Origin of the sequence: Methylobacterium sp. SD274, from assembly GCF_017355285.1 — a bacterium.
Taxonomy (GTDB): Bacteria; Pseudomonadota; Alphaproteobacteria; order Rhizobiales; family Beijerinckiaceae; genus Methylobacterium.
On sequence record NZ_JADIJP010000029.1, the window covers coordinates 1 to 18,489 of the forward strand.

At 67.1% G+C, this 18,489-nt stretch carries 17 protein-coding genes and 1 pseudogene; 13 read left to right on the plus strand and 5 right to left on the minus strand.

Translation table 11 applies throughout. The features are described 5' to 3' along the window. Nucleotides 1–234: pseudogene (locus IPV08_RS20025) on the minus strand (PQQ-dependent dehydrogenase, methanol/ethanol family); the annotation flags it as partial. A 364-nt stretch (nt 235–598) separates the two neighbouring features. On the opposite strand from IPV08_RS20025, the gene rpsF reads away from it, so the two are divergent. The 12 genes from rpsF to IPV08_RS20085 all read left to right on the plus strand — a co-directional run bounded on the left by rpsF (nt 599) and on the right by IPV08_RS20085 (nt 13,122). Continuing rightward, nucleotides 599–1,066: a 30S ribosomal protein S6 gene (gene rpsF, locus IPV08_RS20030; RefSeq protein WP_018045048.1), complete on the plus strand. Its 468-nt coding sequence runs from the start codon at nt 599–601 to the stop codon at nt 1,064–1,066. A gap of 3 nt (nt 1,067–1,069) precedes the next feature. Beyond that, the gene (rpsR, locus tag IPV08_RS20035) at nt 1,070–1,357 is read left to right on the plus strand and encodes a 30S ribosomal protein S18 (protein ID WP_056432380.1); all 288 of its coding nucleotides are present in this window, start codon (nt 1,070–1,072) and stop codon (nt 1,355–1,357) included. 197 nt (nt 1,358–1,554) lie between these two features. Continuing rightward, a complete protein-coding gene (locus IPV08_RS20040; RefSeq protein ID WP_207413175.1) occupies nt 1,555–2,619 on the plus strand; it encodes a hypothetical protein in 1,065 nt (354 codons plus the stop codon). A 67-nt stretch (nt 2,620–2,686) separates the two neighbouring features. After that, nucleotides 2,687–3,250, plus strand: coding sequence for a 50S ribosomal protein L9 (rplI, locus tag IPV08_RS20045; protein ID WP_056140488.1), 564 nt, complete (start codon nt 2,687–2,689; stop codon nt 3,248–3,250). Between the two features lie 405 nt (nt 3,251–3,655). Next, on the plus strand, nt 3,656–5,143 hold the full coding sequence (locus IPV08_RS20050; protein ID WP_056254796.1) for a replicative DNA helicase: 1,488 nt from the start codon (nt 3,656–3,658) through the stop codon (nt 5,141–5,143). Between the two features lie 323 nt (nt 5,144–5,466). Further along, nucleotides 5,467–6,576, plus strand: a complete 1,110-nt coding sequence (gene alr, locus IPV08_RS20055) for an alanine racemase (RefSeq protein WP_207413176.1) — start codon at nt 5,467–5,469, stop codon at nt 6,574–6,576. A 188-nt stretch (nt 6,577–6,764) separates the two neighbouring features. Beyond that, on the plus strand, nt 6,765–8,201 hold the full coding sequence (gene radA, locus IPV08_RS20060) for a DNA repair protein RadA (RefSeq protein ID WP_207413177.1): 1,437 nt from the start codon (nt 6,765–6,767) through the stop codon (nt 8,199–8,201). Nucleotides 8,202–8,331: 130 nt separating this feature from the next. Further along, nucleotides 8,332–8,931, plus strand: a complete 600-nt coding sequence (locus tag IPV08_RS20065) for a CvpA family protein (RefSeq protein ID WP_207413179.1) — start codon at nt 8,332–8,334, stop codon at nt 8,929–8,931. A 180-nt stretch (nt 8,932–9,111) separates the two neighbouring features. Beyond that, nucleotides 9,112–10,602, plus strand: a complete 1,491-nt coding sequence (gene purF / locus IPV08_RS20070; RefSeq protein ID WP_207413181.1) for an amidophosphoribosyltransferase — start codon at nt 9,112–9,114, stop codon at nt 10,600–10,602. 8 nt (nt 10,603–10,610) lie between these two features. Continuing rightward, a complete protein-coding gene (locus IPV08_RS20075) occupies nt 10,611–11,354 on the plus strand; it encodes an SDR family NAD(P)-dependent oxidoreductase (RefSeq protein ID WP_207413183.1) in 744 nt (247 codons plus the stop codon). A gap of 180 nt (nt 11,355–11,534) precedes the next feature. Then, on the plus strand, nt 11,535–11,942 hold the full coding sequence (locus IPV08_RS20080; protein WP_056432367.1) for a dihydrofolate reductase: 408 nt from the start codon (nt 11,535–11,537) through the stop codon (nt 11,940–11,942). Between the two features lie 55 nt (nt 11,943–11,997). Then, nucleotides 11,998–13,122 (plus strand): carboxylate-amine ligase, encoded by a 1,125-nt coding sequence (locus tag IPV08_RS20085; RefSeq protein WP_207413184.1) that lies wholly within the window; start codon nt 11,998–12,000, stop codon nt 13,120–13,122. 3 nt (nt 13,123–13,125) lie between these two features. On the opposite strand, the gene der is transcribed toward IPV08_RS20085, so the two are convergent. From der to IPV08_RS20100, 3 genes are all read right to left on the minus strand, one after another. After that, nucleotides 13,126–14,484: a ribosome biogenesis GTPase Der gene (gene der, locus IPV08_RS20090; RefSeq protein ID WP_056432361.1), complete on the minus strand. Its 1,359-nt coding sequence runs from the start codon at nt 14,482–14,484 to the stop codon at nt 13,126–13,128. 65 nt (nt 14,485–14,549) lie between these two features. Beyond that, a complete protein-coding gene (locus IPV08_RS20095) occupies nt 14,550–15,263 on the minus strand; it encodes a tetratricopeptide repeat protein (protein WP_207413185.1) in 714 nt (237 codons plus the stop codon). A 127-nt stretch (nt 15,264–15,390) separates the two neighbouring features. Beyond that, nucleotides 15,391–15,996 carry an NnrU family protein gene (locus tag IPV08_RS20100; RefSeq protein ID WP_207413186.1) on the minus strand — a complete coding sequence of 202 codons (606 nt, stop codon included), beginning with the start codon at nt 15,994–15,996 and terminating at the stop codon, nt 15,391–15,393. A gap of 108 nt (nt 15,997–16,104) precedes the next feature. Here IPV08_RS20100 and IPV08_RS20105 point away from each other — a divergent pair, with 108 nt between their 5' ends. Beyond that, the gene (locus IPV08_RS20105) at nt 16,105–17,274 is read left to right on the plus strand and encodes a hypothetical protein (RefSeq protein ID WP_207413188.1); all 1,170 of its coding nucleotides are present in this window, start codon (nt 16,105–16,107) and stop codon (nt 17,272–17,274) included. Between the two features lie 116 nt (nt 17,275–17,390). Here the strand turns inward: IPV08_RS20105 and IPV08_RS20110 are convergent, their stop codons facing one another. Next, nucleotides 17,391–18,404, minus strand: a complete 1,014-nt coding sequence (locus IPV08_RS20110) for an OmpA family protein (RefSeq protein WP_246748085.1) — start codon at nt 18,402–18,404, stop codon at nt 17,391–17,393. Nucleotides 18,405–18,489 lie beyond the last annotated feature (85 nt).

The following is an 18,489-nucleotide window of genomic DNA, read 5'->3' on the forward strand; positions in this document are numbered from 1 at the left end:
CACGTACATCATGTTGCCGATGACGAGCGGCGAGCCTTCGTGGCCGCGCAGGACGCCGGTCGAGAACGTCCAGGCCACCTGCAGCTGCTTAACGTTGCTGGCATTGATCTGGTCGAGCTTCGAATAGCGCGTATTGGCGTAATCGACCGTCTGCAGCACGGGCTCGTCGGCGAGAGCCTGGCCCGACGCTGAGATGCAGAACAGGAGGGCGGCGGCTCGGTAGCTGTCCCGCATGGGCGATCCTCGAACATGGCGTGAGCGTTCCGGCGGCTCCTCTATCATCGGATGCGGATCGATTCGCGGGCTTCCTTGCCGCTGGGATCGGGGCGATCATGTCTACCGTCATCCTTGCCATCCCGCCCGAACTCGTCTATGCGCCGCAGCTCGCGTTCGCTCCGGCTGGGGGCTGAACGGACGGTGCCGGCTTGTCCGGCATGCGGAGTTCGCTCCATCGTCCCGTGTCTCCGCCTTCGATCAACCGCTCGGGCCTTCAAACGGCTCGAAGGGCTTGGCGCCGGGTGAAACGCGTTGAACCGGCCCGACGATCGACATCCGCACATCCGTGCCGTCGGGCCCCTTTTGCTATGAAGGGCCCGTTATGCCTCTCTACGAACACGTCTTCCTGGCGCGCCAGGACGTGACGGCCCAGCAGGTCGAGACCATGGTCGAGACCTACAAGGGCGTCATCGAAGCCAATGGCGGCAAGGTCGAGAAGATCGAGATGTGGGGCGTGAAGTCCCTCGCCTACCGCATCAAGAAGAACCGCAAGGCGCATTTCACGCTCCTCAACGTCGACGCCCCCCCGGCGGCTCTCGCCGAGATGGAGCGCCAGATGCAGATCTCCGAGGACGTCCTGCGCTTCATGACCGTCCGCGTCGAAGAGCTCGAGTCCGAGCCGTCGGCGATGATGCAGAAGCGCGACCGCGACGACCGCAAGGATCGTGAGCGCGGCCGTCGTCGTGACGACGAAGGCTTCGGTGGTGGTGGATTCGGTGGCGACCGGGATCGTGGCGACCGCGGTGATCGCGGCGACCGTCCCGAGCGCAGCTTCGGCGGGGAGAACTAAGCCATGGGTTTCGGTGCTGGACCTGGTGCGGCTCCTGCCGCTGGTGGTGGTGGTGGTGCGGGCGGCGGACGTCGTCCCTTCTTCCGTCGTCGCAAGACCTGCCCGTTCTCGGGCGCGAACGCTCCCAAGATCGACTACAAGGACGTCAAGCTCCTGTCGCGCTACGTCTCCGAGCGCGGCAAGATCGTGCCGTCGCGCATCACGGCGGTGTCGGCCAAGAAGCAGCGTGAACTCGCCCAGGCGATCAAGCGCGCCCGCTTCCTCGGCTTCCTCCCCTACGTGATCAAGTAAGACCATCGTCCTGGCTCGGTTCGATCCGGGCCAGGACGCCCGCCGCCCGCGCGGCGGCGCAGAATCTTCACTTCCGCTGCCACAGGTCGGCGGAAACATTCTTCGTATCGGCCGCATGCGCGCTGCCGGACGTCGTTGGGGCGAAATGAAACGCCTCTAACCCTGCCCTTTTCGGGGACAGCGGGACAGCGGGATCGATGACACAGTTTCTCGGTATCGGCATCGGCGCGGGCCTCGTCTCCGCACTCCTCTTCGGCGTCCTGCTGAAGGGCACTTTGCTGTCGATCGTTCTCTACCTGCTCGCCCCGCTCCCGATCCTGATCGTGGGCCTCGGCTGGAGCCACAAGGCCGCCCTCGTCGCTGCGATCACGGGCGCCATCGCGCTCTCCTTCCTGCAGCCCTTCCTCGGCCTCGGCTTCCTCGCCTATCTGGCGCTGCCGGCCTGGTGGCTGGCCTATCTCGCCCTGCTCGGCCGCCCGAATGCCGACGGCACCATGGAATGGTACCCGACCGGGCGGCTTCTCGCCTGGACCGCCGGCACGGCCGGGCTCGCCTTCGTCGCCATCGCGGTCATCGCGTCGCCGAACTTCGAGACCTTCCAGACCCAGTTGCGCGGGATGACGCGCACGCTGGTGACGATGCAGGGCAAGACCCGCCCCGCGCCACCCGCCGCTGCTCCTGCAGGAACCCCTTCGACGACGGGGAATCCCTCGGCCTCCGAGAGTCCCACGCCCACAGAGACGCCCGCGACCCAGGCGGAATCGGATACGAAGACGGCGCCCTCCGCCGAACCCGGCACCGACCAGCAGAACGCGGTGGCCGATGCCCTGGCGACGATCGCCCCCGGACTGGCGACGCAGGGTCTTGCCGTGCTGCTCACCTTCTATCTCTGGGCCGCGGGCCGGATCGTGCGCATTTCCGGCCGCTTGCCTCGGCCCTGGCCCGACATCCCCTCAACCGCGATGCCGCGCTCCGTCCTCGGCATCCTGGGAGCGGCCTTCGTGCTGGCCCTGGTGCCCGGCTATCCAGGCGTCCTCGGCGTTTGCCTCATCGGTGCGCTGACCGCCGCCTTCGCCATGCAGGGCCTCGCCGCCTTCCACGACCGCAGCCGTGGCCGGCCCGGACGCATGGCCCTCCTGTTCGGGCTCTATCTGATCCTGTTCTTCACGCAGGGCGTCGCCCTTTTCGCCCTGACGCTGTTCGGCCTCGCCGACACCGCCTTCAACCGGCGCCGTCCCAAGGAGGACGCCGGACGAACCTGAGGCCCGCCTCCCGCATCACGCGGCCGGATCTCTCTCGACACACCCCACCCCAGCAAGGACCAAGATCATGGAAGTCATCCTCCTCGAGCGCGTCGCCAAACTCGGCCAGATGGGAGAGACCGTGAACGTGAAGCCGGGCTACGCCCGCAACTTCCTTCTCGCCCGCGGCAAGGCCCTACGCGCCACCGCCGGCAACAAGAAGCACTTCGAGACCCAGCGCGCGCAGCTCGAAGCCCGCAACCTGGAGCGCAAGACCGAGGCCCAGTCCGTCGCCGAGACCCTCGAGGGCAAGAGCTTCGTGCTGATCCGTCAGTCGGGCGAGACCGGCGTGCTCTACGGTTCGGTCTCCACCCGCGATCTCGCCGAAGTCGTCACCGCCGAGGGCTTCACCGTCGGCCGCGATCAGTTCGCCCTCAACCAGCCGATCAAGACGCTGGGCCTGCACAACGTGCCGGTGGTGCTGCACCCCGAGGTCGAGGTGACCGTCACCGTCAACGTCGCCCGTTCGCCGGAAGAGGCCGAGCGTCAGGCCCGCGGCGAATCGACCACCGAGCGTGAGGCGTTCAACCTCGACGACCTCGGCCTGGAAGTCGGCGCCGCTCTCGCCGAAGCCGGCGACGACCGCGAGTAAGCATCCCCGCGAGAGCGGTGGAGAACGGGGATCGTCGTCCGAAGGGGTTGACTGGTTCCCGATTTGTTCCAGCATAGCGCCTGTCATCCCGAAAGGGGTGGCAGGCGTTTTTCGTGTTCGGACACACGCACTCCATCCCACCCGGCCACCTCATCCTGAGGTGCCGGAGCACAGCGGAGGCCTCGAAGGAGGCCTCCAGTTCGCGCGTCGGGTTCCGAAGCCCTCCTTCGAGGCCCGCTGAAGCGGGCACCTCAGGATGAGGTGAGAGGGTGGCGCGAAAGGCGCGTCGCGCGAATCGGCTAAGGTTCGGCTAACCATGCCTGGGCCATGGTCTTGCGGTAGCGGAATGATGCGGCGACGGAATCGCCGCGCGGTGTCGAAGAAGTCGGAGCCTCGAGTCAGCCCATGGCCCTGCCCAACGCCCTGACGGCAAACCTACAGAGCGTCACGCAGGAGTTCCGCGTCGCGCCTCACAACATCGATGCGGAACAGGCGCTGCTCGGCGCGATCCTCGTCAACAACGACGCCTATTACCGGATCTCGGACTTCCTCCTGCCCGAGCATTTCATGGAGGATGTCCACCGCAAGATCTTCGAGGTCGCCGCCTCGCTGATCAAGGTCGGCAAGCTCGCGACCCCGATCACGCTCAAGACCTATCTCGGTGACGCCGATCTCGGCGGCCAGACGGTGATGCAGTATCTCGCCCGCCTCGCGGCCGAGGCGACCACCGTCATCAATGCGGGTGATTACGGCCGCACCATCTACGATCTCGCCATTCGCCGCCGGCTGATCACCATCGGCGAGGATCTGGTCAACGGTGCCTATGAGGCGCCGGTGGAATCCTCGCCCCGCGACCAGATCGAGGGCACCGAGCGCCGGCTCTACGAGCTCGCCGAATCGGGCAAGTACGATGGCGGCTTCCAGAAATTCTCCGATGCACTCACCGCCGCCGTGGACATGGCCGCCAAGGCCTACCAGCGCGACGGCAAGCTCTCGGGTATCGCTACCGGCCTGTCGGATCTCGACGCCAAGATGGGCGGTCTACAATCCTCCGACTTGATCATCCTCGCCGGCCGCCCGGCCATGGGCAAGACCTCGCTGGTGACCAACATCGCCTTCAACGTCGCAAAGGCCTATCGGGGCGAGAAGCAGCCCGACGGGCGGATCGAGACCAAGAACGGCGGCATCGTCGGGTTCTTCTCCCTCGAAATGTCGGCCGAGCAGCTGGCCACCCGTATCATCGCCGAGCAATCCGGCGTGCCGTCCTACAAGATCCGCCGCGGCGACATCCGGCCGGAGGATTTCTACAAGATCACCGATGCCGCCCGGGACATGCAGACGATCCCGTTCTACATCGACCAAACCGGCGGCATCTCCATCGCGCAGCTCGCCGCCCGCGCCCGCCGCCTGAAACGCCAGAAGGGTCTCGACCTCCTCATCATCGATTACCTGCAGCTGCTCTCCGGTTCGGGTAAGCGCAGCGACAACCGCGTGCAGGAGATGACCGAGATCACCACCGGCATGAAGGCGCTGGCCAAGGAACTCGCGGTGCCGATCATTGGCCTGTCGCAGCTCTCGCGTCAGGTGGAGAATCGCGACGACAAGCGCCCGCAGCTCTCCGATCTTCGCGAATCGGGCTCGATCGAGCAGGACGCCGACGTGGTGATGTTCGTGTTCCGCGAGGAATATTACGTCAACAACAAGAAGCCGCGCGAAGGCACCGAGGAGTTCTTCGCCTGGGAAGCGGAGATGAACCGCGTCCATGGCAAGGCCGAAGTCATCCTCGGCAAGCAGCGCCACGGCCCCACCGGCACGGTGGAGCTGCAGTTCGACGCCAACATCACGCGCTTCTCGGATCTGGCCAGCGAAGACCGGATGCCGGAGCGCATGTAATCGGTTCCATACCGCCGAGTGAGGGTGACCCTCTTCCTTCTTGTGGGGAGGAGTTGGAGGCGGGGATCGGTCCCCTGGCCTCAGCCAATCGAGGGGCCCCCAATCACCCCCGCTCCTAACCTCTCGCCACAAGGCTGAGATGGACGCGGTCTGCTTGAAAGAGCGGATGTGAATCCCTTACCCCCGCAAGCGGGTGGGAAGCACGCTACAGAGACCGTCGACTCTATGGTCCAGCCTGCGAGAGACGGTAGACTCCGGTTCCTCACATGAGATTTGCAGGCAGCGGAGACTGCCCCATCACCGCGCTCGAACGAGATCCTGCAATGGCGATCGCTCATCCGGAGGCCGCCATCCACGGCGCCCGCCTCACCATCGACCTCGCGGCCATCGCCGAGAACTGGCGCCGGCTCGGCGCGCAGGCCCCGCATATCCCCTGCGCCGCCGTGGTGAAGGCCGACGCCTATGGCTGCGGTCTGGCCGTGGTCGCACCGGTCCTGTGGCAGGCCGGCTGCCGGACGTTCTTCGTCGCACATGCGAGCGAGGCGGTCATCGCGCGGTCGCTTCTGCCGGAAGCGGCGATCTATGTCCTCAACGGCCTGGCTCCCGGCAGCGGCCCCATCCTCGCCGCGCATACCCTGCGCCCGGTCCTCGGGTCGCGCGAGGAACTCGAGGAATGGGCGGCGCTGGCTGCAGAGGCGGGGAGACCGCTCGCCGCGGCCCTTCACGTCGATACGGGTATGAACCGCCTCGGCCTGACAATCCCCGAAGCCTTGGCTTTCGCCGGAGACCCGATCATCCCAGCGGCGGGGATCGACCTGCTGATGAGCCATCTCGTCAGCGCCGAACGGCCGGACGAGGCGATCAACCGACGCCAGTGCGAGGAGTTCGACACGGTACGCCGCGCCTTTCCGGGCATTCCGGGTTCGCTCGCGAATTCTTCCGGCTGCTATCTCGGCGCAGGCATCGCGAACGACATGCTTCGGCCGGGCTACGCCCTGTTCGGCGGCAACCCGATGCCGTGGCGGTCGAACCCGATGCGGCCGGTCGTCCGTCTCGAAGCGCGGATCGCCCAGATCCGCGACGTGGAGACGGGGGACAGCGCCGGCTACAATTCCCGCTGGACCGCTCCCGGTCCGCGACGGCTCGCCACCCTCTCCATCGGCTATGCCGACGGGTATCCGCGCTCGGCGAGCGGGCGCGGCCATGCCCTCGTCGGCGGGGTGCCCTGCCCCATCGTCGGCCTGATCTCAATGGACCTCATCATCCTCGACGTCACCGATGCGCCCAGCGCCCGGCGCGGCGAACGGGCGGTTCTCATCGGTGATTCCCTCGATGTAGACAGTGTAGGCCACGCCGCCGGCACCATCGGCTACGAAATCCTGACCGGCCTTGGTTCACGATATGTTCGTCGTTATGTAGAGTCTACCGACTGATCCGGCGATTCCAAATCCACCGCCTCATCCTGAGGTGCCGAAGCGAAGCGTAGGCCTCGAAGGAGAACTCCAGATGGCGCCGCCGGCCCTGGAGGTCTCCTTCGAGGCCCGCTGGCGCGTTCACCTCAGGATGAGGGCGCGGGTTGGATGGCCGCAGACTGTCGTCCGTGCTTCTTCAAAAGGCGATCATGGCCAAGATCCACCAGACCTTCGTCTGCCAATCCTGCGGCGCCGTCTACAATCGCTGGCGCGGGCGCTGCGAAGCCTGCAACGGCTGGAACACGATCGTCGAGGAAACGGGCGCGAGCGGCCCGCAGGCCGGGCCGGTCAAGACGCGGCCGAGCCGGGCGCGGGGGCGGGTGTTTCCTCTGGAAGGGCTCACCGGCGAGGCCCGCGAGGCCCCGCGCATTCCCTCCGGCATCGGCGAGCTCGACCGGGTCACCGGCGGCGGCTTCGTGCGCGGCTCGGTGATCCTGCTCGGCGGCGATCCAGGCATCGGCAAGTCGACCCTGCTGATGCAGGCCACCGCCGCCATGGCGCGCACCGGCGAACGGGTCGTCTATATCTCCGGCGAGGAGGCGGTGGCGCAGGTGCGGCTACGGGCCGAGCGCCTCGGCCTGTCGAGCGCGTCGGTGGATCTCGCCGCCGAGACCAATGTCGAGGATATCGTCGAGACCCTGAGCCAGGGGCGCCCACCGGCACTCGCCATCATCGATTCGATCCAGACCATGTGGACGGAGACGGTGGAATCCGCCCCCGGCACGGTGACCCAGGTCCGATCCTCGGCCCAATCGCTGATCCGCTTCGCCAAGACCACCGGGACGGCGGTGATCCTCGTCGGCCACGTGACGAAGGACGGACAGATCGCCGGTCCCCGCGTGGTGGAGCACATGGTCGATGCCGTCGCCTCGTTCGAGGGCGACCAAGGCCATCACTTCCGCATCCTGCGGGCGGTGAAGAACCGCTTCGGCCCCACCGACGAGATCGGCGTGTTCGAAATGACCGATCGGGGCCTCGCGGAGGTGCCCAACCCGTCGGCGCTCTTCCTCGCGGGACGCGACCATGCGGCACCGGGCACCGCGGTCTTCGCCGGCATGGAGGGCACGCGGCCCCTGCTGGTGGAGATCCAGGCCCTGGTGGCGCCTTCCTCCCTCGGCACGCCGCGCCGCGCCGTGGTGGGATGGGATCCCAACCGCTTGTCCATGGTGCTCGCCGTGCTGGAGGCTCATGGCGGCATCCGGCTCGGCACCCACGACGTCTATCTCAATGTCGCAGGGGGCCTGCGGATCACGGAGCCGGCGGCGGATCTCGCAGTAGCAGCCGCCCTGGTCTCATCGCTGTCGGGCGCGGCCCTGCCGGGCGAGACCGTCTATTTCGGCGAGATCGGTCTCTCGGGAGCGATCAGGCCGGTGGCGCAGGCACCGTCGCGGTTGAAGGAAGCGTTGAAGCTCGGCTTCGCCAAAGCCGTCACGCCACAGGGGCGTAACGAGGTCGGCGACAATTCCCTACCCACGGAAGCCCTGCGCCACATTGCGGATCTCGTGGCCGGCATCGCCAGCGGCGCGCCCAAACGCGGCCGGCCCGAGCGCAACCCAGCGCGATACGAATACGAAGACGACGAGTGAGGCTGGCGAAGGGAGGGCGTACCGGAGGGTGACGGCCGAGTTTCCGCACGATATACAGGCGCGGCGGCGAGGGGGAGCCGCACGAGCAGGCAATAGTCAGCCCCTCTGCCCCGTGCGACCATACCAATCAATGCCGTTTTCCGTTCTCGATCTGGCCGTTCTCGGCATCGTCGTCATCTCGGCCCTTCTGGCCGCCGTCCGCGGCGCGACGCGCGAGGTTCTCGCCATCGTCGCCTGGGTCGCCGCCGCCGCGGTCGCTTGGAAGCTCTATCCCCTGCTGCTGCCCACGGTGAGCCAGCACGTCTCCAATGCCACCGTGGCGCTGGTGGCTTCCATCGCCACCATCTTCCTCCTTACCCTCGTCATCGTGTCGATCATCACGGTGAAGGTCTCCGACATGATCCTCGATTCGCGCATCGGCGCGATCGACCGGTCCCTCGGCTTCGTCTTCGGCGCTGGGCGCGGCTTCCTCATCTGCGTGATCGGCTGGGTGTTCCTGGCCTGGCTGGTTCAGGGCAAGATGCCTGATTGGGCAGCGCAGGCCCGCAGCCGCCCGATGCTCGAGAAATCGGGCGACGCCCTGGTGGCGCAGCTGCCGGAGAACCCGGAAGGGTTCCTGAAGCAGTTCAAGAAGTCCAAGGGCGACGGCACGGCGGACCCGGTCGAGCCGGCCGGTGAGGGCGATACGGCGCCCGCGCAACGCCGGACGGAGTCGCCCACACGACGCTGACCTTCTCACGCAGCGCGTCTGATCTGCGTGGCAAGCCGCTTGGTTGCGGAACCAAGGCCGACTAAATGACGGCTTCTTGCAGGAAGCAGCCGTCGTCATAAAACGGTCGCAGGATGCAAGCCGGTCCGTGGACGGTGCCGAAACCGGCAGCGGCGGGCCACCTTAGGATCGCAGAACCAGATGTCAGCACGCAGCGCGAGCGCCCGCCATTCGGTCGACGTGGTGGATGGGCTGGACCGGGACGGGGACACGCTGCGCGAAGAGTGCGGCGTCTTCGGCATTTTCGGCCATCCGGACGCCTCCGCCATCGTGGCGCTCGGCCTCCACGCCCTCCAGCACCGGGGCCAGGAGGCGGCGGGCATCGTCTCCTTCGACGGGCACATCTTCCATTCCGAACGCCGGCCCGGCCTCGTCGGCGATTCGTTCTCCGACCGCTCCACCATCGAGCACCTCGAAGGCTCGGCCGCCATCGGCCACGTGCGCTACTCGACGACCGGAGGCACGATCCTCCGCAACGTCCAGCCGCTCTTCGCCGAACTCGCCAGCGGTGGCCTCGCGGTGGCCCATAACGGCAACCTCACCAATGCCCTTTCCATCCGCCGCGACCTCGTCCGCGACGGCGCCATCACGCAGTCGACCTCCGACACGGAAGTGATCCTGCACCTCGCCGCCCGCAGCCGCGCGCCCCTGATCGTCGAGCGCTTCACCGAAGCCCTGCGGCAGGTCCAGGGCGCCTACGCCATCGTGGCGCTGACCAACAAGAAGCTCATCGGTGCCCGCGACCCCCTCGGCATCCGCCCGCTGGTCATCGGCGAACTCGACGGCCGCTACATCCTCGCCTCGGAAACCTGTGCTCTCGACATTATCGGCGCGAAGTTCATCCGCGACGTGGAGAACGGCGAGATCGTCGTCATCTCCGAGGAGGGCATCGAATCGATCCGGTTCGCGCCGTCGCAGCCGATGCGCCCCTGTATCTTCGAGTACATCTACTTCGCCCGGCCGGATTCCGTGGTGAACGGCAAGAGCGTCTATTCCGTCCGCAAGAATATCGGCCACGAACTGGCCCGCGAATCCGCCACCGCCGCCGATGTGGTGATTCCGGTGCCGGATTCCGGCGTGCCGGCAGCCCTCGGCTTCGCGCAGGAGACCGGCCTGCCCTTCGAGATGGGCATCATCCGCAACCATTATGTCGGGCGCACCTTCATCCAGCCGACCCAGTCGGTGCGTGAACTCGGCGTGCGGATGAAGCATTCGGCCAACCGCGCCGTGGTGGAAGGCAAGCGCATCGTCCTCGTGGACGACAGCCTCGTTCGCGGGACCACATCGGTGAAGATCGTGCGGATGATGCGCGAGGCCGGTGCCAAGGAAGTGCATTTCCGCATCGCCTCGCCGCCGATCACCTATCCGGATTTCTACGGGATCGACACGCCCGAGCGCGAGAAGCTGCTCGCCGCCACCCACGACCTCGAAGGCATGCGCCGCTACATCGGCGCGGACTCCCTGGCCTTCCTGTCGATCGAGGGGCTGTACAAGGCCATGGGCGAGGAGAGCCGGAATGAATCCTGCCCGCAATATACCGATCACTGCTTCACGGGCGACTACCCGACCGGCCTGACCGACCTCGCCATCGCCGGGCCGAAGCGTCTCGCGATGCTCGCCGAAGCGGATTGATTCGACCGATGACGACGAAGCCCCTGGATGGCCGCATCGCCCTCGTCACCGGCTGCTCGCGCGGCATCGGCCGGGCGGCGGCCCTGGCCCTCGCCGAGGCCGGCGCGCACATCGTAGCCGTCGCCAGGACGCAAGGGGCACTGGAGGAACTCGACGACGCGATCCGGCAGGCGGGATCGAGCGCGACGCTCGTGCCCCTCGACCTGACCGATTTCGACGCGATCGACCGGCTCGGCCTAAGCATCTACGAGCGCTGGCAGAAGCTCGACGTGGTCGTGGGCAATGCCGGTATCCTCGGCAATCTGACGCCCCTCGGCCACGTGACGCCCAAGACCTGGATGCAGGTGATGGACATCAATGTCACCGCCAACTGGCGCTTGCTCCGCTCCGTCGACCCGCTGCTGCGGAGGTCGGATGCGGGCCGCGCCATCTTCGTCACCTCCGGCGCCGCGCAGAAATGCAAGGCCTATTGGGGGCCGTACTCGGTCTCGAAGGCCGCTCTCGACGCCCTCGTGCGCACCTACGCGGCGGAGACCGAGACGACGCCGATCAGGGCCATGCTGCTCAATCCCGGCCCCCTCCGTACATCCATGCGCAAGGCGGCGATGCCGGGCGAGGACGAGACGACACTGAAGACTCCGGACGACCTCGCCCCGCATTTCGTGCGGCTCGCGAGCCCGGATTGGGATCAATCGGGCAAGATCTACGATTTCCCCAGCGACCGGGTGCTGACGCCGCAGATGGCGGCTTAGCTTTTCTGTCACCCATAACCTGCCCGCGACCTCATCCTGAGGTGCTGGAGCGAAGCGAAGACCTCGAAGGAAGGCTCCAGGACTCGCAGTGCGGTCTGGAGCCCTCCTTCGAGGCCGCTTCGCGGCACCTCAGGATGAGGTCGGTGGCGGGAGTGACCCGCCTTCATTGAGGTTTCCATCATGATCGACGTTCGCTGCATCTGCGCCATCGGCCTGCGCGGCCAGTTGGGCCTCAACGGGCACCTGCCCTGGGAGGGCAACACCGATCCGCTCTTCGTCGAGGACGTGACGCGCTTCTTCGCGCTGACCATGGGGCACGTGCTGATCGCCGGGCCGAAGACCGTGGCCTCCGTGCCGGACTTCGCCTTCAAGGACCGCACCATCGACGTCATCCGCAGCCACGAGGACCCGGAAGAGGTGCTCAAGCGCTATCCGGGCCGGCGCATCTTCGTCGGCGGCGGCATCACGGTTTGGAACGTCTACGCCAAGTACATCCAGAACTGGGACATCACCCGCCTGCCCTATGACGGCGAGGCCGACCGCTGGTTCGATCCGGCCTGGCTGGTGGGTGGCGCATTGCGAAGCTGAGGAGCAACGACCTTTCGCCCTACGAGTTGATGGAGGTCGCTCGCAGGATGATGGCATGACCGCGCATAGCTACCGTTTCGGCATCGAGGAGGAATACTTCCTGGCCGATGCCGAGACGCGAGGGACGCCGCGGCGGTCGGTGAAGCCGTTCCATACCGAAGCGAGCGAGCGCCTGCCCGAGATCGGGCGCGAGATGCTGCAGTGTCAGGTGGAGGTCTGCACCCCGCCCTCCACGGAGTTCAGCGAGGCGCAAGAGATCCTGGCCGGGCAGCGCGGTGCCCTTGGCCGGCTGGCCAAGAAACACGAGCTTATGGTCTTCGCCGCCGGCACCCATCCGGTGGCGGATTGGGCGCGGCAATTGCCGACGAAGGGCGAGCGCTATCGCGGCATCCTCAAGGATGTGGGTCTCGCCGGCCGCCGCAGCCTGATCTGCGGCATGCATGTCCATGTGGAAGTGCCCGATCCCGCGGCCCGGATCGACCTGATGAACCGGCTGCTGCCGTTCCAGCCCCTGCTCTTCGCGCTCTCGGCCTCGTCGCCGTTCTGGCAGGGCAAGCCGACGGGGCTCACCGCCTACCGCCTGAGTGCCTTCGGCGAATTGCCCAGAACGGGGTTGCCGCAGCTCTTCTCCGGCCCGGAGGCATATGAGCGCTATTTGCGGATCATGACCAAGGCCGGTTCGATCCAGGATGCCAGCTTCCTGTGGTGGTCGCTTCGTCCGTCGATCAAGTTTCCCACGCTGGAGCTTCGCGTGGCGGATTCCTGCACCCGGCTCGAGGATGCTCTCACGGTGGCGGCACTCTTCCGCTGCCTCGTGCGCTGCGTCGTGCGCCAGCCGGACCTCAACGCCGATCTCGACGGCGTCTCTCTCGCCCTGGCCGAGGAAAACCTCTGGCGCACCCAGCGCAGCGGCACCGAGGCCGAGATCATCGACGAAACCAGCGAGGATGCCCTCCCCTTCGCCGACGCCCTCGACAAGGTCCTGGCTCTCATCGATGCGGATGCCGATGCGCTCGGCTGCGGTGAGGAGGTCGAGCGCGCCCGCACCATCGTGGCGAAGGGCACCAGCGCCGACCGCCAGATCGCCGTTTTCGAGGCCGCGCGCGAGAAGGGCCGCACCAACCGCCAGGGATTGGACGACGTGGTGGATTGGCTGAGCGAAACGACCTGCGGGTCGTGAGGCTCAGCCCTTGTTGTCCTTGTCGAACGGGTTCTTCGAGGTGCGCAGGGACAGCCGGATCGGCACGCCGGGCAGGTCGAAGGCCTCGCGCAGGTTGTTGACGAGATAGCGCGTGTAGGATTTCGGCAGGCCGTCGAGCTGGTTGCCGAACAGGGCGAAGTGCGGCGGGCGGCTCTTCACCTGGGTGGCGTAGCGAATCTTGATGCGGCGGCCGGCCACGGCAGGCGGCGGGTTGCGCTGGGTGGCCGCGCTGAGCCAATCGTTGATCTTGGAGGTGGAGACGCGGCGGTTCCAGACCTCGAATGTCTCGGTCACGGCCTTCATCAGCGCGTCGATGCCGTCACCGGCCAACCCCGACAATGGAACCACGGACACACCGCGCACCTGCGGCAGCAGGCGGGTGCAATCCTCCCGCAGCTTCTTCAGCAGGCCGGGCTGGTCCGCCACGAGATCCCACTTGTTGAGGCCGATGACCACGGCCCTGCCCTCGCTCTCGATGAGATCGATGATGGTCAGGTCCTGCTTCTCGAACGGGATCGTGGCATCGAGGAGCACCACCACCACCTCGGCGAAGCGCACGGCGCGCAGGCCGTCCGACACGGCGAGCTTTTCGAGCTTGTCGTCGATGCGGGCCTTGCGGCGCATGCCGGCGGTGTCGTGGAGCTTGATGCGGCGCCCGCGCCATTCCCAGTCGAGGGAGATCGAATCCCGCGTGATGCCGGCCTCGGGGCCGACGAGCAGGCGCTCCTCGCCGAGCATCCGGTTGATGAGGGTGGACTTGCCGGCATTGGGGCGGCCGACGATGGCGACCTTCAGCGAGCGATTCGACGGGTCGTCGTCGTATCCCTCTTCCTCGTCGTCGAGCTTGGGCAGAGCCTCCGTGAGCGCGTCATGCAGCTCGCCGATACCCTCGCCATGTTCGGCCGAGAACGGGATCGGGTCGCCGAGGCCGAGCGAGAACGCCTCGTAGGCGCCGGACAGGCCGGTGCCGCCCTCGGCCTTGTTGGCGACGAGCACCACCGGGCACCCGGCCCGGCGCACCAGTTCGGCGAAGGGCTGGTCGGCGGGGAGGATGCCGGCGCGGGCATCGATGACGAACAGCACGACGTCGGCCTCGAGGATCGCGGCTTCGGTCTGCGCGCGCATGCGGCCGAGCAACGAATCGGCGTCGGCCTGTTCGAGCCCCGCCGTATCGATGATGCGAAACACCAATCCGCCGAAGTTGACGTCGCCCTCGCGCCGGTCGCGGGTCACGCCGGGGCGATCGTCCACGAGGGCGAGCTTCTTGCCCACCAGACGGTTGAAGAGGGTCGACTTGCCGACATTCGGCCGTCCGACGATAGCGACGGTCGGCATGTCCATGGTGGTCTCGATTCAGTCGTCGTACGGAGAAAATTCGTCGTGCAGGCGTCGTGCCGAAATTCGGCTCAGCGCGTCACGGGCGGGGGTGCGGCCGGCTCGGAAGCGGGAGCCGCGGTCACCGTGACCGGACCGCCGGCCACGAGGGCAGCATAGACCTCGATACGCTGGCGCAGGTTCGCCGGCGTCTGCGGATCGGCGACGATCTGGTCGAACCAGCGCCCGGCGGCATCGTATTCGCCGCGCTTCAGCGCCACGAGTCCGAGCATTTCGCGAGCGGTGTGGCGGAACGCGCCGGTCGGGGCAGCGAGCCCCTGGAGACTGGCGAGCGTGGTATCGGGATTCTGCTGGTCGAGGCGGATCAGGGCGGCGCGCAGGCGGGCGAGGTCGCGCAGGCCATCGCTGAGCTTGGTGTCGGCGGCCAGCGCATCGTACTCGGTCGCACCGGCGGCGGCGTCGCGCTTGGCGGTCTCGGTGGCGGAGCGGAACCGGGCCAGCATCCGGTAGCCGCCCGGTGCATCGGCTTCCAGCGCCTCGAAGGCCTTGTCGGCCTCCGTACCCTTACCATCCTTGGCGAGACGATTGGCGGCCTCGAACTTCTCCGACGCCGCTTCCGCACGGACGCGCTGATCGTGCTGCCAGTAGCGATAACCGCCGACGCCGGCCACGACGAGAATCGCAACAGCGATGATCAGACCACTGTAGCGCTTCCAGATCCGGGCGACCTGATCACGGCGATAGTCTTCGTTGACCTCGCGGATGAACTCGTTGTTCTCGGCCATATCGTCTCACGCCGACCGCGATACGATCGACGGCCTTGAGGAAAATCCAAGCCCGGCGCGTAGCACAGCGCAGCCGGCTTGGCGACTGGATAGCTTGGAGAGCGGCGAGCGGTGAGTGCGGCCGGTCTCAGGCCTGCCCCGGCCAGGCCGCCACGCCGATGAGCAACGGGTGGAGATATTTGGCGAAGGCGAACCAGACGACGAAGCCGACAACGACCGCGATCGCATCGTTGCGCCAGCCGGCCGGGGCCGCGACGGCGCCGTGCTGGGCGGCCACCGCGCCAGCCGACAGGGCGCGGCGCTTGGCGTTGATCCTGGCGATCACTGCCCAGGCGAGGAAGCTACCGAACAGCAGGATCGAGCCGAGGTCGCCATTGGCGAGGAGATGGGCCGTCGCCCAGATCTTCACCGCCAGCAGCATCGGGTGCTTGGCCCGCGCCCGGATGTGGCCGGGCAGGTAGGCGGAGGCCAGAGCGATGAAGGCGAGGAGCGTCAGCAGCAGCGCGAGATGGCGCGTCCAGACCGGCGGGTTCCAGACCTGGATGTAGCCATCCGCGCGGTATTGTCCGAAACCATAGGCGATGAGCACGATGCCGACGATCGACAGCACGGTATAGCCGAGCTTGAACCGGCTCTCGCCCACCTCGTCGATGACGCCCGCGCGCTTCGTCCTCAACATGGAAAAGGCATGCGTGCCGAGGAACAGCACGAGACCGAGGATGAGGATGAGCATGAAGGGCCTTCGAATCGAGCCTGTGGATCGCGGGAGCCGCGCCAGGCCGGGTGAAGCAGACTGTAACGGTTCAAAACCCAAACCGGCGCGGATGTCCAGGCTCATCCGATGACGCGGCTTCTCGCGCTCCTCCTGCTCGTCCTGCTTCCTCAAGAGGTCGCGGCGCGGTCCGAACCGCCGCTTTCCGCCCTCACCCTGGTCGGAGCGCCGACGACGATCTTCAAGGCCGGTCGCGATGCCTGCGACGGGGCGGACGTGCCGGACGCCTCCGCCCGAGCCTTCCGCGACTCAGCGGGCGGCATCGCCCTGTTCGGCATGCATTACCGCAACCGGGCCCTGCGCGGACCGAGCCTCGACCAGTTGAAGCTCGACTGCGCCGTGGTGCTCGATTCCGGCGAGAAGGCCGATCCGGCGGCCTATGACGACCGCACCTGGATCACGGCCACATGGACCGACGACGGCAAGGCGGTCTCGGCCCTCCTCCACCACGAGTACCAGGCCAACGAGCACGAGGGCCGCTGCCGCTCGAAAGTCTATATCGAGTGCTGGTACAACACGATCGTCGCCGCTTCTTCCGGCGATGGCGGGCGCAGCTTCACCCGCGCCAGGCCGCCCGTCATTGTGGCGGGGGCGCCGTTCCGTCAGGAGGTCGGCCAGGGCCGGCAGCGGGGCTTCTTCAATCCATCGAACATCGTGGCGGACGGGCGTTGGCGCTATGTGCTGATCGCCACCACGGGCTGGTCTTCCGGCGGCAGCGAGCAATCCGCCGGGGCCTGCCTGTTCCGCACCGACACGCCCTCCGACCCGACGCGCTGGCGCGCCTGGACCGGGCTCGGCTTCACTGCCGCCTTCCCCGATCCCTACACCAAGCCGACCCTGCTCACCGAGCCCTGCAAGCCGCTGGAGCCGTTCGGCCTGCCCGTGGGCGCGGTGGTGCGCCATCGCGGTACGGGGGCCTGGATCGCCGTCTTCATGGCCGCGGCCGGCGCCAAGGTTCCGCAATCCGGCTTCTACTGGACGACGTCGCGGGATCTCCTCACCTGGGATCAGCCGCGTCTGCTCCTCGCGGGCTCCACGCTCTACGACGATCCCTGCACGGCCAAGGGCGACCTCATCGCCTATCCGTCGATTCTCGATCCACAGGCGACGGGCCGCAACTTCGACGATGTGGGCGACACCGCCCTCGTCACCTACGTGACACTGCGCCGGGAGGGCTGCCAGGTGACCTCGGACCGGGACCTCGTCCGCAGACCATTGGCGCTCAAGGTCTGGCCGTAAGGCGGAAGCGGATCGTCATCACGGCCGGCCCCTATCCGGTATGAGGTGGACTTCGCCACCGAGACCGTGCCGTTGGAGACGAACCTGCCGGCCCGGCGGCATCGCACGTCTCCGTGTCAGAACTTCACCAGTTCCACGCGCCGGTTCTTCGCCCTGCCCTCCTCGCTGCCATTGGAGGCGACCGGGCTGGCGGCCCCGAAGCCCTTGGCTCTCAGCCTCTCCTTCGCGACGCCCGACGCGATGAGCCTGGCCATGACCGCCCTGGCGCGGCCATCGGAGAGCGACTGGTTGTGCCCGGCGGACCCGGTCTCGTCGGTGTAGCCGTTGATCGCCAGCTTGAGACCGGGATTCGTCTTCAGCAGGCTCGTCACCGCTTCGATCTGAGCCGCGGAATCCGGCAGGATCGCGGTCTTGTCGGTGGCGAAATTGACATGGATCACCGCCCGCCCGGTCTTGTCGATGTCCTGTTTCAATTGGTCTGCGGGCAGCAGGCCCGCGGTCTGGGCGAAAGGCTTCGTCTCGAGGATGGTCCAACTCGCGTTGTTGCTGCCGGGCACGAAATGCACCCAGATCTGCCGGTCCGGGCGGCGGATCACCCATGTCTGCGTCCGTTCGGAGTAGACGTTACCGAGGCCTTCATACATGCCCATCTTGACCTCCTCCGGCAGGGTATCGGTCACTGAGGTGGGCATCTGGCTGTCGGTGAGCTTTCGAGCACCGGCCTGCGTCAGCACGGCCTCGATGTTCTTCTTCAGCTCATAGGACGAGTAGGTCTTGCCGTCCTCGGCGCCGATGAGGGACAGGAAGACCTTGCCGTCGACGTCGTGGAGCGCGGTGCCCGTCCAGAACGGAAAATGCCCGAATTCGCGCGTCTCGGGCGGGTTCACCGGCTGGTAGCCGGCGGGCAGCGCGAAATAGGGAAAGCCGCCGAGGGGCACGGTCGAGACGGGAATGTCGTCGAGCGCCACGGCGCCCAGCATGGTCCCGCCCCCGGGAGACGATGGACCCGCGACCGGCTCGGCCCTGCTTTCGCTCACAGCATAGGTGAGCGCCAACAGAATCCAGACCAGCTTCAATGCTATCATCATCCACTCCGGCACGATGACGACGCCGACAGACCGGGCCATCATCGACGGCCTCATGGGAAGGCGGGCCTTCAGGGGGCAAGAGATGCCACGCCGGCGCCCGGTGTCGAGTCGGACGGATGTCCGATGG

Bases quoted from the DNA above. Each gene is read 5' to 3' on its own strand.
- rpsR (WP_056432380.1), top strand. From the start codon at position 1,070: ATGGGTTTCGGTGCTGGACCTGGTGCGGCTCCTGCCGCTGGTGGTGGT.
- IPV08_RS20110 (WP_246748085.1), bottom strand. From the start codon at position 18,404: ATGATGGCCCGGTCTGTCGGCGTCGTCATCGTGCCGGAGTGGATGATG.
- der (WP_056432361.1), bottom strand. From the start codon at position 14,484: ATGGACATGCCGACCGTCGCTATCGTCGGACGGCCGAATGTCGGCAAG.
- IPV08_RS20100 (WP_207413186.1), bottom strand. From the start codon at position 15,996: ATGCTCATCCTCATCCTCGGTCTCGTGCTGTTCCTCGGCACGCATGCC.
- IPV08_RS20040 (WP_207413175.1), top strand. From the start codon at position 1,555: ATGACACAGTTTCTCGGTATCGGCATCGGCGCGGGCCTCGTCTCCGCA.
- IPV08_RS20065 (WP_207413179.1), top strand. From the start codon at position 8,332: ATGCCGTTTTCCGTTCTCGATCTGGCCGTTCTCGGCATCGTCGTCATC.
- IPV08_RS20075 (WP_207413183.1), top strand. From the start codon at position 10,611: ATGACGACGAAGCCCCTGGATGGCCGCATCGCCCTCGTCACCGGCTGC.
- IPV08_RS20080 (WP_056432367.1), top strand. From the start codon at position 11,535: ATGATCGACGTTCGCTGCATCTGCGCCATCGGCCTGCGCGGCCAGTTG.
- radA (WP_207413177.1), top strand. From the start codon at position 6,765: ATGGCCAAGATCCACCAGACCTTCGTCTGCCAATCCTGCGGCGCCGTC.
- alr (WP_207413176.1), top strand. From the start codon at position 5,467: ATGGCGATCGCTCATCCGGAGGCCGCCATCCACGGCGCCCGCCTCACC.
- purF (WP_207413181.1), top strand. From the start codon at position 9,112: ATGTCAGCACGCAGCGCGAGCGCCCGCCATTCGGTCGACGTGGTGGAT.
- IPV08_RS20105 (WP_207413188.1), top strand. From the start codon at position 16,105: ATGACGCGGCTTCTCGCGCTCCTCCTGCTCGTCCTGCTTCCTCAAGAG.
- IPV08_RS20095 (WP_207413185.1), bottom strand. From the start codon at position 15,263: ATGGCCGAGAACAACGAGTTCATCCGCGAGGTCAACGAAGACTATCGC.
- IPV08_RS20050 (WP_056254796.1), top strand. From the start codon at position 3,656: ATGGCCCTGCCCAACGCCCTGACGGCAAACCTACAGAGCGTCACGCAG.
- rplI (WP_056140488.1), top strand. From the start codon at position 2,687: ATGGAAGTCATCCTCCTCGAGCGCGTCGCCAAACTCGGCCAGATGGGA.
- IPV08_RS20085 (WP_207413184.1), top strand. From the start codon at position 11,998: ATGACCGCGCATAGCTACCGTTTCGGCATCGAGGAGGAATACTTCCTG.
- rpsF (WP_018045048.1), top strand. From the start codon at position 599: ATGCCTCTCTACGAACACGTCTTCCTGGCGCGCCAGGACGTGACGGCC.